At 48.7% G+C, this 14,579-nt stretch carries 17 protein-coding genes; 4 read left to right on the top strand and 13 right to left on the bottom strand.

Annotation, left to right across the window (positions count from 1 at the left end):
* Positions 1-14: 14 nt before the first annotated feature.
* The 4 genes from rsmH to NSQ19_RS04900 form a co-directional block, all read right to left on the bottom strand.
* A complete protein-coding gene (gene rsmH / locus NSQ19_RS04915; protein WP_029142126.1) occupies positions 15-944 on the bottom strand; it encodes a 16S rRNA (cytosine(1402)-N(4))-methyltransferase RsmH in 930 nt (309 codons plus the stop codon).
* 27 nt (positions 945-971) lie between these two features.
* Positions 972-1,403, bottom strand: coding sequence for a division/cell wall cluster transcriptional repressor MraZ (gene mraZ, locus NSQ19_RS04910; protein ID WP_029142125.1), 432 nt, complete (start codon positions 1,401-1,403; stop codon positions 972-974).
* Between the two features lie 254 nt (positions 1,404-1,657).
* Positions 1,658-3,277, bottom strand: coding sequence for a bacillithiol biosynthesis cysteine-adding enzyme BshC (bshC, locus tag NSQ19_RS04905; RefSeq protein WP_340702493.1), 1,620 nt, complete (start codon positions 3,275-3,277; stop codon positions 1,658-1,660).
* Between the two features lie 165 nt (positions 3,278-3,442).
* The gene (locus NSQ19_RS04900) at positions 3,443-4,321 is read right to left on the bottom strand and encodes a 2-dehydropantoate 2-reductase (protein ID WP_340702492.1); all 879 of its coding nucleotides are present in this window, start codon (positions 4,319-4,321) and stop codon (positions 3,443-3,445) included.
* 217 nt (positions 4,322-4,538) lie between these two features.
* On the opposite strand from NSQ19_RS04900, the gene NSQ19_RS04895 reads away from it, so the two are divergent.
* Positions 4,539-5,039 carry an N-acetyltransferase gene (locus NSQ19_RS04895; protein ID WP_017553866.1) on the top strand — a complete coding sequence of 167 codons (501 nt, stop codon included), beginning with the start codon at positions 4,539-4,541 and terminating at the stop codon, positions 5,037-5,039.
* 83 nt (positions 5,040-5,122) lie between these two features.
* On the opposite strand, the gene NSQ19_RS04890 is transcribed toward NSQ19_RS04895, so the two are convergent.
* From NSQ19_RS04890 to NSQ19_RS04880, 3 genes are all read right to left on the bottom strand, one after another.
* Entirely contained in the window at positions 5,123-5,635 is a 513-nt protein-coding gene (locus NSQ19_RS04890) for an RsfA family transcriptional regulator (protein ID WP_340702491.1), read from the bottom strand.
* 173 nt (positions 5,636-5,808) lie between these two features.
* On the bottom strand, positions 5,809-5,982 hold the full coding sequence (rpmF, locus tag NSQ19_RS04885; RefSeq protein WP_017553868.1) for a 50S ribosomal protein L32: 174 nt from the start codon (positions 5,980-5,982) through the stop codon (positions 5,809-5,811).
* 53 nt (positions 5,983-6,035) lie between these two features.
* A complete protein-coding gene (locus NSQ19_RS04880; RefSeq protein WP_340702490.1) occupies positions 6,036-6,581 on the bottom strand; it encodes a YceD family protein in 546 nt (181 codons plus the stop codon).
* Between the two features lie 282 nt (positions 6,582-6,863).
* On the opposite strand from NSQ19_RS04880, the gene NSQ19_RS04875 reads away from it, so the two are divergent.
* Positions 6,864-8,087 (top strand): nucleotidyltransferase, encoded by a 1,224-nt coding sequence (locus tag NSQ19_RS04875; protein ID WP_328013600.1) that lies wholly within the window; start codon positions 6,864-6,866, stop codon positions 8,085-8,087.
* 244 nt (positions 8,088-8,331) lie between these two features.
* Here the strand turns inward: NSQ19_RS04875 and NSQ19_RS04870 are convergent, their stop codons facing one another.
* On the bottom strand, positions 8,332-9,381 hold the full coding sequence (locus NSQ19_RS04870) for a SepM family pheromone-processing serine protease (RefSeq protein ID WP_340702489.1): 1,050 nt from the start codon (positions 9,379-9,381) through the stop codon (positions 8,332-8,334).
* The gene (locus NSQ19_RS04865) at positions 9,378-10,169 is read right to left on the bottom strand and encodes a patatin-like phospholipase family protein (protein WP_029142118.1); all 792 of its coding nucleotides are present in this window, start codon (positions 10,167-10,169) and stop codon (positions 9,378-9,380) included. Before NSQ19_RS04865 ends, NSQ19_RS04870 begins: the two co-directional genes overlap by 4 nt.
* Positions 10,170-10,294: 125 nt before the next feature.
* Here NSQ19_RS04865 and ylbJ point away from each other — a divergent pair, with 125 nt between their 5' ends.
* Positions 10,295-11,515 (top strand): sporulation integral membrane protein YlbJ, encoded by a 1,221-nt coding sequence (gene ylbJ / locus NSQ19_RS04860; RefSeq protein ID WP_029142117.1) that lies wholly within the window; start codon positions 10,295-10,297, stop codon positions 11,513-11,515.
* Positions 11,516-11,759: 244 nt separating this feature from the next.
* Here ylbJ and coaD read toward each other — a convergent pair whose 3' ends face one another.
* Both coaD and rsmD read right to left on the bottom strand, forming a co-directional pair.
* On the bottom strand, positions 11,760-12,254 hold the full coding sequence (coaD, locus tag NSQ19_RS04855) for a pantetheine-phosphate adenylyltransferase (protein ID WP_430627101.1): 495 nt from the start codon (positions 12,252-12,254) through the stop codon (positions 11,760-11,762).
* On the bottom strand, positions 12,211-12,807 hold the full coding sequence (gene rsmD, locus NSQ19_RS04850; protein WP_207368395.1) for a 16S rRNA (guanine(966)-N(2))-methyltransferase RsmD: 597 nt from the start codon (positions 12,805-12,807) through the stop codon (positions 12,211-12,213). Before rsmD ends, coaD begins: the two co-directional genes overlap by 44 nt.
* 411 nt (positions 12,808-13,218) lie before the next feature.
* On the opposite strand from rsmD, the gene NSQ19_RS04845 reads away from it, so the two are divergent.
* Complete coding sequence (locus NSQ19_RS04845; RefSeq protein ID WP_013858952.1) at positions 13,219-13,608, top strand: DUF7147 family protein; 390 nt, start codon at positions 13,219-13,221, stop codon at positions 13,606-13,608.
* A 141-nt stretch (positions 13,609-13,749) separates the two neighbouring features.
* On the opposite strand, the gene NSQ19_RS04840 is transcribed toward NSQ19_RS04845, so the two are convergent.
* Together NSQ19_RS04840 and NSQ19_RS04835 are read right to left on the bottom strand one after the other, a co-directional pair.
* On the bottom strand, positions 13,750-14,025 hold the full coding sequence (locus tag NSQ19_RS04840) for a YlbG family protein (protein WP_019721936.1): 276 nt from the start codon (positions 14,023-14,025) through the stop codon (positions 13,750-13,752).
* A 94-nt stretch (positions 14,026-14,119) separates the two neighbouring features.
* Positions 14,120-14,560, bottom strand: coding sequence for a YlbF family regulator (locus tag NSQ19_RS04835; RefSeq protein ID WP_013858950.1), 441 nt, complete (start codon positions 14,558-14,560; stop codon positions 14,120-14,122).
* Positions 14,561-14,579 lie beyond the last annotated feature (19 nt).

Raw genomic sequence — 14,579 nt, 5'->3', positions numbered from 1 at the left:
CCTCCTCTATTTTCTTAGCGTTTTTCCGCAATGCGCAGTTTAGCCGACCTTGACCGGTTGTTCCCGCCCACTTCCTCATCATCCGGGATAATGGGTTTTTTCGTAATGAGTTTTAATACGGGCTCGTATTCTTTTGGGATGACAGGCAGCCCATGCGGCAAATCTCCTGCACTGCTGAATTCTTTCAATATATTTTTACAAATGCGGTCTTCCAGGGAATGAAAGGTAATGACAGAGACCCGCCCGCCCGGTTTTAAAAGCGAAATGGCATCCGTTAAAGAAGTTTCAAAAGCGGATAATTCATCATTCACGGCAATCCGGATCGCCTGAAAGACCCTTTTTGCCGGATGCCCGCCTTTTCTTCGTGCGGGTGCGGGAATCGCTTCTTTAATTAGATCGGCCAGTTCACCGGTTGTTTCTATCGGTTTTTTGGCACGGGACGCCTCGATTTTGCGGGCGATTTGTTTTGAAAACTTTTCTTCCCCGTAACGGAAAAAGATCCGGACCAGTTTTTCATACGGCCATTCATTGACGACTTCATATGCGGTAAGCGGAGCATCGAGGTCCATCCGCATATCGAGCGGCGCATCATGCTGGTAGCTGAATCCCCGTTCCGGTGTATCAAGCTGCGGGGATGAGACGCCCAAATCATACAAGATGCCGTCGACAGCCTGCACACCGCGCGCTTTCAGTTCAGATTTTAAATAGCGGAAATTGCTTTTAATAAAAGTGATCCTGTTTTGGTCATGGGCAAGCTTTTCTTTGGCATGCTGAATCGCCGTTTCATCCTGGTCAAAAGCGTATAAATGCCCGCCGGTAAGCTGCTTAAGTAAATAGGCGCTGTGCCCCCCGCCGCCGAGCGTGCAGTCAACATAAATCCCACCCGGTTTGATATGTAGCCCGTCAACGGTTTCTTTTAGCAAAACGGTCTTGTGTGCAAACATACTGAATCTCCTATCCAATCGAACATGTTAAAGGTCAAAATCGATGAGGTTTTCCGCAATATCGGCAAAAGAGGCCTCCGATTCCTGAAAATATTCTTCCCATAAATCTTTGCTCCAAATCTCAATTCGATTGGAAACGCCGAGCACCACGCATTCTTTTTCGAGTTTCGCGTAGGAAAGGAGCGGTGCGGGAATCAGAATGCGCCCTTGCTTATCCCGCTCGCATTCGGTCGCCCCCGAAAAGAAAAAACGTGTGAATGCGCGGGCATCTTTTTTCGTTAACGGAAGGGACTTCAGTTTTTCTTCCACCTGTTTCCATTCATCCGCAGGGTAACCGAAAATGCAACGGTCCAGCCCACGGGTAATGACAAACGTATCGCCAAGCTGTTCACGGAATTTGGCCGGTACAATCAAACGGCCTTTTACATCGATATTGTGCCGGTATTCTCCCATGAACATTGGCGCGTGCCCCCCGCTTCCCACTTCATATTAATAATTTACCACAATCCCCCACCTTTCACCACTTTAATTTTTATATTCTCCCCGCGCGCTTGATTTCCTGCTTTTTGCAAGAAAAAATCAATTGAAAACTTGCCGGCCGTAAAACCCGATTCCAGCATGGCCAGACCCCGGCAGCCCGCTTTTTCACTTCGCAAACCAACGCCCCTTCTCCCCTGTTTTTTTGCACAAAAAAGCCGGCCGCTGTCAGCCGGTTAAATTTTAACGAGTTTATGGGTGCCGTCAAATGCGAACGGCAGGGCGGCAAGGGTGTGGATAAAGTCTGTCCCGTATTTGTTAAGGAAATAAAAAAGGTTCCAAACCCTTTCTTGGGGATTGCCGTCCGGGCGCAAAGCACGTTCGACCCGTGCGTATTTTTCAAGGACGACATCATGTTTTCCCGCAATCTCTTCATCCACTTTCCGCTGCAAAAACGCAAGCTGCCCGAGGTGAAAATCGAGATTTTTGCGGGCAAGCGGTTCCAACCCCTTTCCAATTGCGGCAAAAATTTTATCGTATTGCATTTTCAGCATGTTTTCCGTTTCTGCAATGAGTGCGTCCATATTCTCATCTTTTGCGGCATTCCAATATTTTTCCCGCTCTTTCCAGGTCCCGTATTTTAATACATGCCCGATATCGAGTTCCAGTTCCTCGATATCCCTTTGGACCGCTCTCTCAAGCAGCGTAATGTTGAGCCGCGGCACAAGAGGCGGCATCAGAATCCCCATTTCTTCAAACACCCGCTTCAGCTCGGCCCAGTACGCAATTTCGCCCGGCCCGCCGATAAACGCGAGGGTTGGGAAGAGCCATTCCTGCATGAGCGGTCGTGTGACAACATTATTGCTCAGCCGTTCAGGGCTTTTCGCACAAAGCGCGAGCAACGCTTCCTCCGTAAAAAAGGGGCTGCCGCCTTTCCCGGTAAATCCGCCGTGCTCCGGACTGTACGCAAGCAAAATCCGTTCCTTCCCGTCATAATAAAAAAGATTCAGCGCCCGGCTCGAAATGTCAATCGCTTTTGGAAACCCAAACCGCGCAATTTCCTGCTGCTGCCAGAGGACCGCTTCCGTAATCGTGCCATAATCCCGGATCATCCGTTCAAAAAACGGCGCCTCGATCTTCCGCAAGTGCGCATCAGCCGAATCGATGAGCAGCACCCCGTACGCCTTGAAAAGATCGTGGATCATGCAGGCAAACAGGTCAGAAAGGCTTTGCGCCCTGTCTGCAAACGCCTCCAGCCGGGAAAGAAGGGCATTGGTATGTTCGGTTTCGCCAAATGCTTCAAAAACTTTATGTATCCATTTCTTTAAATGGGCAGGATCCGGTTTGGTGTCAGAGATCATTTTTTTCTCAAGCGGCCCTTCAGCATAACTGAATTTTTTTAAACGCCTTTCCTGTTCAGCATAAATATGGTTCACTTCCAAATAGTCATGGTCCTCGCCCGCTATCCAGAAAACAGGCACAACCGGAATTTGAAGGACTTCTTCCTGCTCACTGGCAAGCCGGATAATGGAAATCAGTTTATGGATGGTATAAAGCGGCCCTGTTAAAAGCCCTGCCTGCTGGCCGCCGATCACAACAGCAGCGTCCGGCTGCCTTAATTTTTCCAAGGAACGGGCCGTCTCCGGAGAAATCCCAAATTTTTCCATATAGTGCCCGATACAATCTGCCAGCCCTTCCCGGTTAAAAGCCCGTTTTTTTAAATCTTCCACTCTTTTATGGAAAACAGAAGCATCCGTTATGTCATAATGAAAAAAATCCTTTACAGGAGATTTTTGCGCAAGATAGAGGGAAGCGAACCGATTCGTTGCTGGAATTGAAAAGTTTTCCAGTTCCATCAAATGATTCTTCCTTTCTCGTTTTCATTGATTTTCTCATTGAGTATAGCATTTTTGTGAAAAAAAGAAAAAAAGCCTGCCTGCCCGTTTCAAGGATGCCCGTTTCAAAAACAGAAGGCCTGTTTCCGGCCGCTGCAGGCACGGCGGCAGCACCGGGAACGCGCCTCACCCCTTTTCTTCCATCCCTTTCACCATTTCATAAAGGGCGGACGCAAGCGGAACCCGGCTGTTTTGACGGGCAGCCGTTTCCAGCATGTAACCGAGAATCGCGTCAATCTCGGTCCGTGCTCCTTTTTTCACATCTTTCAGCATGGATGATTCATTTTCGCATGTATTTTTGCAAATGCCGGTGGCTTCCTCCCACATCTTTTCCCGCGAAAGTTTCGGGAATAGCGCCGCCAGTTCTTCAAATACCGCGCGGAACACACGGGCATAATGCGGGTTGCTGACAAGTTCCCCGTTCTTTGCCTTTAAAACGGCTGTGAGCGGATTGATGACGGCATTGGCAAAACATTTGCGCAAAAGCATCAGCTCATAATCCGGCTGCATCGTGAACGGGAATGCATCTGTATGCAGCTGCACGCTTTCATCCCATTTTCCGTGGTAGACGGCGATATTCGTTTTGCCGTGCCCGTTATGCTTCACCGTTGTGCCGTCAAGCCGGGATGCACCGTGCTCCACCGTGCCAACAAGGATCGTTTTTTGCGGCAATTTTTCAAGAAGAGCCAGATGGCCCATGCCGTTTTGCAAAAACAAGGCCGGCACCCCACCATCTTCGTGTTTTAAAACGGCTGCAACAGCGGGAAGGTCATATTGCTTGACGGCAACAATCACCAAATCCTGGGAGGAAAGTGAAGAGAACGTGCCATCCGCTTTGACAATCGTCCTGAACGAAGATGCGCTGTCTTTTACGGTAATCCCTTTTTCATTCAGCTGCCTGGCCTGTGCCTTCGTCCTTGGAAACAGGGTCACTTCATGCAACTTTCCAAGCCAGCCCCCGTATAATAAACCGATCGCGCCAGCGCCAATAATCCCGATTTTCATTTTGCCCGCCCCTTTCCATTTTCTTTGCTCCATTTTAACAGGCAATAAGGGAATGGAAAAGAAAATTCCGGACAAAAAATGAGGTGCGACCGCTTACACGTATTTCTTTCATTCTTCCAATTGTTTGTTATATAATTATAATATCAACCGGTTTTATGCAAGAATCGCCGCCATGCTGCCGCGACACAGCACTATAAAGAGGGATGGGGGAATTAATATGGCATATCAAGTGGAAAGGCTGAAAGTGAACTACAAAACGCTCGAAGAATTCAAACAGTTTAAAGAGTACGGGCAGCAGGAACTGTCCATGCTCGAAGATTTGCAAGACAATATTATTGAAGACAACGCCGACTCGCCATTTTACGGCATTTATTTTGCCGATAAACTCGTTGCGCGCATGAGCCTTTACGAACGGGATGCAAAATATGATCTCTATTTTGACCCTCCGCAAACATTTTTGGAACTTTGGAAACTGGAAGTGCTCCCGAACTATCAATATAAGAATTACGGCCGGGCGCTTGTTGATTTTGCCAAAAGCTTCGGGTTGCCGATTAAAACAAACGCCCGCCTGAAGTCGCGGGGATTTTGGGAAAAAATGGGGTTCAAACCCGTTCCTTATAATGTTGAGCGTGATTTGAGCGAAAATCCGTTTGTCTGGCTGCCGCACGGCGTGAAGCTGAAAGACGCAAAACAGGACAAAAAAACGGCCTCCTCTTAAAGAACCGGATTCCGGTTCTTTTTTTGCCTTTTACGAACAAAAAATGTCCCCTGCCTTTTAAGGTCCAGGGGATGTCCGCCGCTTTAATCCTGTTCAGCCAGCTGCCGTGCTTTTTCCATAATGGAAAGAAGCGCACTGTATTCTTTTTGCAGCTCTTCATGCTTTTCCTTTTCTTCAAGATACTTTTGAAGCAGTGCCTCATATTTGGTTTTCCATTCCTCTGTACCGCGCCGGGATGCGGACAACTGCCCGTTCTCGTGCCTGCTTTTTTCCGCAAGCTGCTGAAGGATACGGATGGCATCAAACAGCGTCGCTTCTGCCTGCGGCCCTTCTTCAGCAGACGCTCTCCCGGAATCCCGGACAAGCTGTTTTCTTTCCTTTCTTTCTTTTTTTGCGGCCTCAATTTCGGAGGCGTACTGCTTTCTCACATAAGAATTCCACCTAAACCCGCATGCCGCTGCGGTCCGGTTCATCCGCTTCCCTGCCTCTTCAAACGCCCGGAGCTGCGTGCTGCCTTCGCGGATATGGCGCAACACAATGTCCGATAGCAACAAATCTTCTTCCTTTGTCCAGGCATCCTGTCTGACTGCCGGCATATCTTTCCCCCCATCCTTTTTAATACTATTCATATGCCGTTAATAGAAAAGATAGACGAAAAGCCGCTGCAAAATTTCGAGGAAAAAGGGAAGAACAGGCAGGGGCTTATGGCGGGAAGGGATCGCGTTTTTTAGGCAAATAAAAAAGCACGGGTTTGCGCCGTGCTCTTTTATTATTTATTTACCACAACTTTGTCTTTGTAAAAACCGCAAGATGGGCATACGCGGTGCGCCATTTTCATTTCACCGCATCTCGGGCATTCAACCATGCCGGGAACTTGCAATTTAAAATGTGTGCGGCGTTTTCTTTTTGCCGTTTTAGAAGTTCTTCTAAAAGGTACAGCCATTCTTCCCACCTCCTTATAAGAGATCAGCATATCATTTTAGCCGAAGATGGCGGTTATTCAGAATCCTGGTCAAAAAATTTCGCAAGGCCGGCCATACGCGGGTCTACCGCTTTTTCCGCCTTCTGCTCCATTTCCAAATACTCGTCCTCCGTCAGCACCTGCCAGTTGTCCGTATGCGGCAGTTCGCCTTTTTTAGCTTCCTCGCTGAAAACTTGCATGGGAATGTCGAGCAAAATCAATTCTTTCATAACCGGTATCAAATCAATGACCTCATTTTCGGCAACATGCACTTCTTCATCTTCAGCGCCTTCATAATCGGAAGGCTCAAGAAGAAACGTTTCTGTCGATTTCAAGTCTACCGGGTAATGTACATCAACAAGCGTCCGGGCACAAGGCAGCACAAGCGTCCCTTCAACGTGAAGGTCAAACGTCACCCTGCCCCGCGCAACGCTCCCCGTTCCCGTTACGTGGAAAGGCGAGGCCCCGCGGATTTCCGAATCGGTTTCCATTAAATCTTTTGTAATATCAACCGACCCATCTATCTCAAAGCGCTTGTCCTGAAATTTTTGCAATTGAATGGCAGACCATTTCACTTTCATCACCCCAAGACAACAAAGGTAATTATAGCTTCCTTCATACCTTTTGTCAATATTTTTTGCTTTACAACCATTATGTCCAAAACGAAAATTTTTCTTCAAAACAGAAACCGGCCTAAGCTTTTTAGGCGCATCCTTTTTACGCTTTCGTCTCAAGTCTCCCCGTTTTTTTTCAAAAAATTTTGCAGCCGGCAGGATTGCTTTTTTTGCCGGTTATGTTAAAAATAACTTATCCCAAACGGATTTCTTTAAACATTCAAATCTTCCGGAAAGGGGAATCACAATTTGAAAAGTACCGGCATCATTGTGGAGTACAATCCTTTTCATAATGGCCATCTGCACCATCTTCGCGAGACGCGACGGGTGACAGGCGCAGAGTGTATCATTGCCGTTATGAGCGGCTATTTTATGCAGCGGGGCGAGCCGGCGCTTGTTTCAAAATGGACGCGGGCGGAGATGGCCGTATTATCGGGCGCGGATCTCGTTGTCGAACTGCCGTATGCATTTGCCGTGCAGCCTGCCGAAACATTTGCGGCAGGCGGGATTGCCGTTTTGGACGCTTTGCAGTGCAGAAGCTTCTGCTTCGGCAGCGAATCCGGCGACATCGAAGCATTCCGCCAGGCGGCCGCCGCCCTGCTTCAAAACGAGGCGGCATTTAACGCATCCGTCAAGCGCGAGGTCAAAAAAGGCATCAGCTATCCGGCTGCGCTATCAAACAGCTTTCAAAAGCTCGCCCCAGGCAGTGCGCTCGATTTACGTTCGCCCAATAATATTCTCGGCTTTCATTATATGCTCGCGGCAGCCAGGCAAAACCCGGCGATGGAGGCTTTTACCGTCCAAAGAAAAGCAGCCGGGCATCATGACGCCACGATAACCGGTGAAATTGCAAGTGCGAGCGCCATCAGAAGAACCATCTTGCAAAGCGAAGATCTGCACGCTGCCCGCCCGGCGCTGCCGGAATCAGCGTTTACTATGCTGAACCGGCACCGGAACGGAAACGGGCACTTCCTGCATTGGGCGCTTTACTGGCCTTTTTTGCACTACCGGCTGCTTTCCTCTTCTGAAGAGGAACTGCGCGACATTTACGAAGTGGAAGAAGGCATTGAATACCGTTTAAAAAAAGCCGCGGTATCCGCCAACAGTTTTCCCGATTTCATGAGAAAAGTGAAAACAAAACGATACACATGGACAAGGCTACAGCGAATTTGCACCCATTTGTTAACCAATGCCAAAAAAACAGAAATCAAAAGGCATGCGGCAAAACCGGCGTATATCCGGCTGCTCGCCATGAACGAAACGGGAAGGCGCTATTTGAACAGCGTGAAAAAAACGGTACCGGTTCCCGTTATTTCAAAGTTTTCGCTGCAAACTGCCCCGCTGCTTGCACCGGACATAAGGGCCGCGCGGATATATGCCCTCCCGCTTCCGGCAAATGAACGGGAAAGCCTGATGGCGCGGGAATTCAGCAAGCCGCCTTTTTTCGCAGACGAAAAAACGGATGGCGCGTGAATCTGCAGGCTGCCTTTTTACAGGCGGAAAGCTTCGGGCATGGGGCTGGGAATAACCGGATGAAACGCAAGATGATGAGGACGGCTTTTTGCAGGGGAAAAAGCTGCATGCGTGCAGGCTGGCACCTTTTTTGAAAGCGAACAAGCCGGATCACACATTACATGCCGGCTTATAGGTAAAACCCGGAATGCGTGACGGCCTTCCCCTTATTAGGGAAAAGCCGCTAAAACAAGCGGCTTTCCGGTTATTTCTGTTTCAGGGCGTTTAAATAGGCGAGTGCATCATCCAGTGTTTTGACCGGTACAATTTTCATGTTCGTCCCGATTTCTTTCGCGGCCGCTCTTGCCTCTTCGTAATTCGGCTTGATGCCAGGGTCGGCTTTTTTCATTTCGGGTGGAATCGTATCATCCGGGGCAAAGAAAATGTCCGCCCCCGCTTTATCCGCTGCAATCACTTTTTTATCAATTCCGCCGATGCGGCCAACCTCCCCGTTTGGCGAAATGGTTCCGGTTCCGGCAATTTTATAGCCTTTTGTAATGTCCTGTTTGGTCAGCTGGTTGTAGATTTCCAATGTGAACATCAGCCCGGCGGAAGGGCCGCCGATTTTTTCAGTATCCATTTTCACGGCCGGGTCGGATTTGATGGTCCGGTCATCGACAAGGCTGATCCCGATTCCCGTTTTATGGTGGTTTTCCTTAAATTTTGCAAGCGCAACGGTTGCCGTCTTCGCCTTTTTCTGGCGCACATAGGTCAATTCCACTTTGTCCCCGGCTTTTTTCTTTGCGACATAGTGCATAAACTGTTTGGAAGACTTGAATGCATGGCCATCCACTTTTGTAATTCTGTCTCCGGCTTTGAGCACTTTTGCGGCCGGCATCCCGTCATATACATTCAGGACATAAATCCCTTCATAACGGGAGCTAAACGGCCTTTTCGCCTTCTTAAAAGCAGCCTGGATAGCATTATGTTTTGCTGATTCCATTAAATAAAGCTGATAGACATTGTATTCCTCGTCCGTCATATTTTTATCCATAATTTCACGAACCGGCACGACATCCTCGTGTTTTCTCACTTTTGCCCAAAGATACGTATACGGATTCGCGCGGCCCATACGGACAGTCGTCAGCATCAACTGGCCTTTTTCAGGATAGCCACCTTTTACTTTGATCAGCGGGGCAAGCTGCATGGCGCTCCCCGGCATTTCAATATAATAAGGCAGCGGCACAAACGACAGGAGGGCAAGGATCAGCACTGCCGCAATCAGTATGCGCCGCCGGATGTTTCGGTGTTTCATTTGTCGAGCTCCTTCCATTTTTCCAGCAATTGCTGTATTTCAATTACGGATTGTTTTGCGGCTTCTTCCCCTATCTTAATGATTTGTCCGGCATTTGTAAAAGCCATTGAACTGTACATCGAGACATCGGGGCGGATCGAAACATGGGCTTCCGTTTTCCGGCTTTCGGCCAGTTCCATCTGCATGATATCGATGCTTTGCATAATAACATCATAAATATGGCGGATTTCCGCTTCTTTTTTCATGGCGGAAACATCCACCCCGACCAAAAGCTCCGCCCCCATTTCCTTTACAACAGACACCGGGACGCGGTCCGCCACGCCGCCGTCCACAAAGAGATGGCCCTTGATTTTTTTCGGGACAAAAATGCCGGGGATGGAAATGCTGGCGCGTACCGCTTCTGCAACCGGCCCTTTTCTGAACACCGTTTTTTCGCCGTTTGAAAGATTTGCGGCGACAACGGCGACAGGCGGGTTCAATTCTTCAAGTTTTTTCCCGTGAACGAGCAAGCGGATCAGATCTTCAATTCTTTTTCCTGAAATCAGGCCCATCTTGCCAATTTTAAAGTCCAAATAATATTTGCGTTTAAATGCGCCGGAAAGCAGCTCCATCTCGCGGACAGTCCGCCCCGCCCCATACAGCGCCGCAACCAGCGCCCCAATGCTGCTGCCGGAAATCATATCCACCGGAATGCCTTCCTCTTCGAAAACTTTCAATACACCGATATGCGCAAAACCTCTGGCGCCTCCCGAGCCGAGCGCCAATCCGATTTTCGGGCGGCCCGCCATCGTCCCCCTCCTCGTGCTTCTCTTTCGTACAGTTTATGGTCTAATTTACAGACCTATGAGTATATTTGATTTATAAGGACAAGCGAGCAAGTGCTGCGTATTGAAAGACAGGGGAGGAACACAGATTGTACCAGTCTAAACTCAAAAGCGCCATTTTGGCCTTCAGCGTTTCGATAATGGCGATTTCCATGATTGTATTGCCAGATGAATCTTTTAAAGCCTCCATTCAGGGTTTAAATATGTGGTGGGAAGTCGTTTTCCCTTCACTTTTTCCTTTTTTTGTCATTTCCGAACTGCTGATCGGCTTCGGAGTTGTCCGCTTCGTCGGTGTCCTCCTGGAGCCTTTAATGCGGCCATTGTTCCGTGTTCCGGGTGTTGGCGGGTTTACCTGGGCCATGGGGCTTGCTTCCGGCAATCCTTCAGGGGCAAAATTGACCGCACGTCTCCGCCAGGAAAAACAGATTGACCGGATTGAAGCAGAACGGCTTGTAGCGTTTACCAGTTCTTCCAGCCCCCTTTTTATTTTTGGAGCGGTCGCTGTCGGCTTTTTCCATAATCCTTCTCTCGGCATTTTGTTTGCCGCGGCGCATTATGCGGGCAATATTATTGTCGGCCTGGTGATGCGTTTTTACGGAACTGGCGAGGATACAAAAAGGCCGAAAAAGAAACATACCTTTCTTTTAAAAGAAGCGCTTATCGTTTTGCATGCGACAAGAATTAAAAACAGCAAGCCGATCGGGAAGCTGCTCGGGGACGCGGTAATGTCCGCCATCCAGACGCTCTTAATGATCGGCGGATTTATCATCCTGTTTTCAGTCTTTAATAAATTGCTTCTGTATATGCATGTCACATCCGTATTAGGCACGCTTGTCTCCCAGCTACTTCACCTCGCGCATTTTTCGGAAAAACTGAGCATCCCGCTCATTTCCGGCCTTTTCGAAGTGACGCTCGGGATCCAAATGATCAGTGAAGTCCAGGAATCCCCCCTGCTTCAGCAGGTCATCGCCGCAAGCTTTATCCTCGGCTTTGGCGGGTTCAGCATCCAGGCGCAGGTGGCCAGTATTCTTGCCCAGACGGATATCCGTTTCCGGCCGTTTGTTCTTGCCCGCGTGCTGCACGGCTTTCTGTCAGCTATGATCATCCGGCTCATTTGGAATCCGGTATACTTACGCTTTTTTGCCGAAAAAAGCGCGTGGCAGGAAGCTTTCAGCATGCCGGGTGGAGGCCGCAGCTTGTACGCGCGTTTGACAAATTGGCTTGAAATTTACGGGCCGCTGTTCACCCTGTCCTGTCTTGTGCTGTACATTTTCCTTTATTACCGATCCTGCCGGGCGGACCGGGCCTGACAGAGGCGCAAAAAAGCGGGGAGCATTCCCGCTTTTTCTGATGCCTTCGCAAATTTTCCGGTACACAGACCGGTACCCCGGGTCGGCCCTGTTTTTTTAGGGATTTTTAGTGCCGTGTATGAACGCGGCATACCCGGTTTTAGGGAGCCTTATTGGCCGGCGCTTTAAGTGCAAAACCGGCCCCGCCCGGGATTTTCCCGTCGCTTTATGTATAGCCGGCATGTCCGGTCCCCGGTCGCTTTTTCTATTGCCCCTGAAATTTCTTTTTCAATGCTTCGTACACAACCGGCGGTACAAGTTCAGCAATATTGCCGTGGTATTTGGCGATTTCTTTCACAATGCTTGAGCTGAGAAAAGAATATTGGTTGTTTGTCATGATAAAAAAGGTTTCAATTCTGTCATTCAGCACACGGTTCATGGACGTCAGCTGCAATTCATATTCAAAATCCGAAACAGCCCGTAAGCCCCGGATAATTACATCCGCTTTTTTGGATTCCGCATATTCCATTAAAAGCCCCTGGAAGGAATCGACTTCCACATTCGGGATATCTTTTGTCACTTCCCGGATCAGCGCTTTTCTTTCTTCAATATCGAACAGCGGCTGTTTTGATATATTGTTCAGCACTGCCACATAGACTTTGTCAAATACTTTTGCCCCTCTTTTAATAATATCCAAATGCCCGTTTGTAATCGGATCAAAGCTGCCCGGGCAGATCGCGGTCTTCCCCACGGGTTTCATCCCCCTTTTTCGTGTAAATCGTGATGCCGGTGATGCCGTACTGTGCTGTTTTATATGTATGAAGATTGCCCGCTTTTTCAGGCAAGGCCAGCCCGGCGTCGTGCTCGCAAACGGCGTAACCGTTTTCACGGAGAAGGCCGTTTGCCGAGATAAATTCCAGCATCGCGGTTAATTTTTGCTTTTTGTAAGGCGGGTCGAGGAATACCGCATCAAAGGCAAGCCCCCGTTTCGCCAGCACTTTCAATGCACGGCCGGCATCGTTCCGGTACACTTCACTCCTGCCTTCAAACCCGCATTTTGCCAGGTTGGCCCGGACGGTTTGCAGCGCCTGGATGTCCTTATCCACAAAAATGACTTTCTCCATGCCCCTGCTTAAGGCTTCAATCCCGAGCCCGCCGCTTCCTGCATATAAATCGAGGCCCAGGCCTTTTTCAAAATACGGGCCGATCATATTAAAAATCGCTTCTTTTACTTTATCTGTCGTAGGCCTCGTCCCCATTCCCGGAACGGCTTTTAAAACAGTGCCTTTTTGGCTGCCTGAAATGACTCTCATGCTGGTCACCACGTATCATCAGATTTCCATCTTATCCTACCATATTTTCCGGACGGGTGGAAAAGTTTTTCACCAAAATTTAAAGCAAAAGTATAATTCAGGAAAAGTTGGCCATAATGATACCAGCAGCATCAAAAGATGTTGCTGCCAACCGCGGAGAAGACTTACGTTTCCCCATAAGTTCTTCCTCCGGTTTCTCCTCTCCCTTTGCCTTCTGTCCGGAATAAGGATATAGAAGGGCCCTGCAGTATTGGCTGCAGGGTTTTTTATTTTCCGCATCTAGAGTGGGCACGTCGTTTCAAAAAGCCGGGCCGGCATTTCGCCCGGTTTATTTTGCAGAAATACTTTCCGAATAAAAAGAAGTGCAGTAGAATAGAAACAGCAAATTTGTTTGTAAGCGAGGAATAGAGGATGCAGCAAAGATTTATTGAACTGGGGAACGGATATACAGATTTATTTGAACTGATCGAACTGGCAAAAGCAAACCGGCACCGGCTGCACGGCATGCTTGCCCTTCATACCATCGTTGCGGATCAAGCCGTCACTTCGCCCGTGCTCATTTTAAAACCGACCGATCCGGGGGAATTTCAGGCGCTATACGTTTGCCTTGAAGGGATTCCGGATCCGCGGGTGCAGCCGAATAAACGGTACAGCCTGTTTGCCGAAACCGCAGCCGCTTTAGGAGCGGACATTGTGGAACTCGAAGTCCGGCCGTCTTCGTCTTTTTCCGACAAAACCCTTTTTTATCAATATTTAATCGGCATATTAAGAATGAACCGGCTGATTGCGCCGCTGCAATAAATATTTCGGCCAGAGTGCAGCCGGATGTGCTTGATTTAAAATGCGCGGGACGGAGCTTCCGGGCAGCAACGCTTTTTTGGGCACGGCGGATTTGCTGATTCACACGCAGCAGGGAATGCCGGCATGCAAACCCGGGCGCCTTTATAACCCTATTTTATAGTCGTATTCTTTTGCTTTGTCCGGTTTTGCGTTTTCATATTCCGTTTTTAAAAACGGCTTCATGGAATAATCCACTTTCCTTACAAACGGAAGACTTTCAATTTTCGCTTTTACTTGTTCTATCTCTTTGCGGTCACAATAAAGGACGGCATACTTCATCCTTTTCGACGCATAATGGACATTGCCGAATCTTCGTAAATGTTTCGTATGCTTCATCTGATACAGCCAAATGATGAGGCCCTGCCGATCTGATAACATAGCGTTTCCCCTTCGTGCTTTTTTAATGAGTGTATCATACCTTTTTTCACGGAACAATAAGGAAAGGCCGCAGATTGCGGCCTTATCGCGGTTATTATGCAGAACAGCTGCAGCTGCCGCCGGTTCCGCAGCCGCCGGAACAAGATGCATCAAAAAACGGATTTCCGGTCGGCACTTTTATATGTTCAGAAACAGATTTGCCAATCAGCAGGCTGATTTGGTCGAGCAGGTCCTGGAGGGCATTTTCCGCCCGCCTGAATCTGGCGACATTTTCATCCAGATCCATTTCCCTCTTGGCTTCCCTTGTTTCTTTGTTGATGCGTTTATAATCAGGGTGATACCTGCCAAAGCGCTGGACTTCCTCAAACTGCTCTTTCAGGCGCGCAAATTTCCGGATTTTCTGCTGTGTGGCGGGATCATGATACATCTTGCTATAGCAGTCCCGGTAATTTTCGGCAATATCCGAGGCAATGACCATTTTCGCCAGTGCTTCGGCTTGGGACAAAATTTCCGCGCTTTCCAATGTTGCAAGCAAAAAGCTCACCTCCACATGA

The sequence above is a fragment of the Weizmannia sp. FSL W8-1119 genome (assembly GCF_038008605.1).
GTDB classification, from domain to species: Bacteria; Bacillota; Bacilli; order Bacillales; family Bacillaceae_C; genus Weizmannia; species Weizmannia coagulans.
The sequence above is the reverse complement of the archived record's forward strand: the minus strand, read 5'-3'. Positions and strand labels throughout refer to the sequence as shown.

Coding starts and splice junctions, on each gene's coding strand:
- rsmH (WP_029142126.1), bottom strand. CDS start 944: ATGTTTGCACACAAGACCGTTTTGCTAAAAGAAACCGTTGACGGGCTA.
- mraZ (WP_029142125.1), bottom strand. CDS start 1,403: ATGTTCATGGGAGAATACCGGCACAATATCGATGTAAAAGGCCGTTTG.
- bshC (WP_340702493.1), bottom strand. CDS start 3,277: ATGGAACTGGAAAACTTTTCAATTCCAGCAACGAATCGGTTCGCTTCC.
- NSQ19_RS04900 (WP_340702492.1), bottom strand. CDS start 4,321: ATGAAAATCGGGATTATTGGCGCTGGCGCGATCGGTTTATTATACGGG.
- NSQ19_RS04895 (WP_017553866.1), top strand. CDS start 4,539: ATGGCATATCAAGTGGAAAGGCTGAAAGTGAACTACAAAACGCTCGAA.
- NSQ19_RS04890 (WP_340702491.1), bottom strand. CDS start 5,635: ATGCCGGCAGTCAGACAGGATGCCTGGACAAAGGAAGAAGATTTGTTG.
- rpmF (WP_017553868.1), bottom strand. CDS start 5,982: ATGGCTGTACCTTTTAGAAGAACTTCTAAAACGGCAAAAAGAAAACGC.
- NSQ19_RS04880 (WP_340702490.1), bottom strand. CDS start 6,581: ATGAAAGTGAAATGGTCTGCCATTCAATTGCAAAAATTTCAGGACAAG.
- NSQ19_RS04870 (WP_340702489.1), bottom strand. CDS start 9,381: ATGAAACACCGAAACATCCGGCGGCGCATACTGATTGCGGCAGTGCTG.
- NSQ19_RS04865 (WP_029142118.1), bottom strand. CDS start 10,169: ATGGCGGGCCGCCCGAAAATCGGATTGGCGCTCGGCTCGGGAGGCGCC.
- coaD (WP_430627101.1), bottom strand. CDS start 12,254: ATGAAACCCGTGGGGAAGACCGCGATCTGCCCGGGCAGCTTTGATCCG.
- rsmD (WP_207368395.1), bottom strand. CDS start 12,807: ATGAGAGTCATTTCAGGCAGCCAAAAAGGCACTGTTTTAAAAGCCGTT.
- NSQ19_RS04845 (WP_013858952.1), top strand. CDS start 13,219: ATGCAGCAAAGATTTATTGAACTGGGGAACGGATATACAGATTTATTT.
- NSQ19_RS04840 (WP_019721936.1), bottom strand. CDS start 14,025: ATGTTATCAGATCGGCAGGGCCTCATCATTTGGCTGTATCAGATGAAG.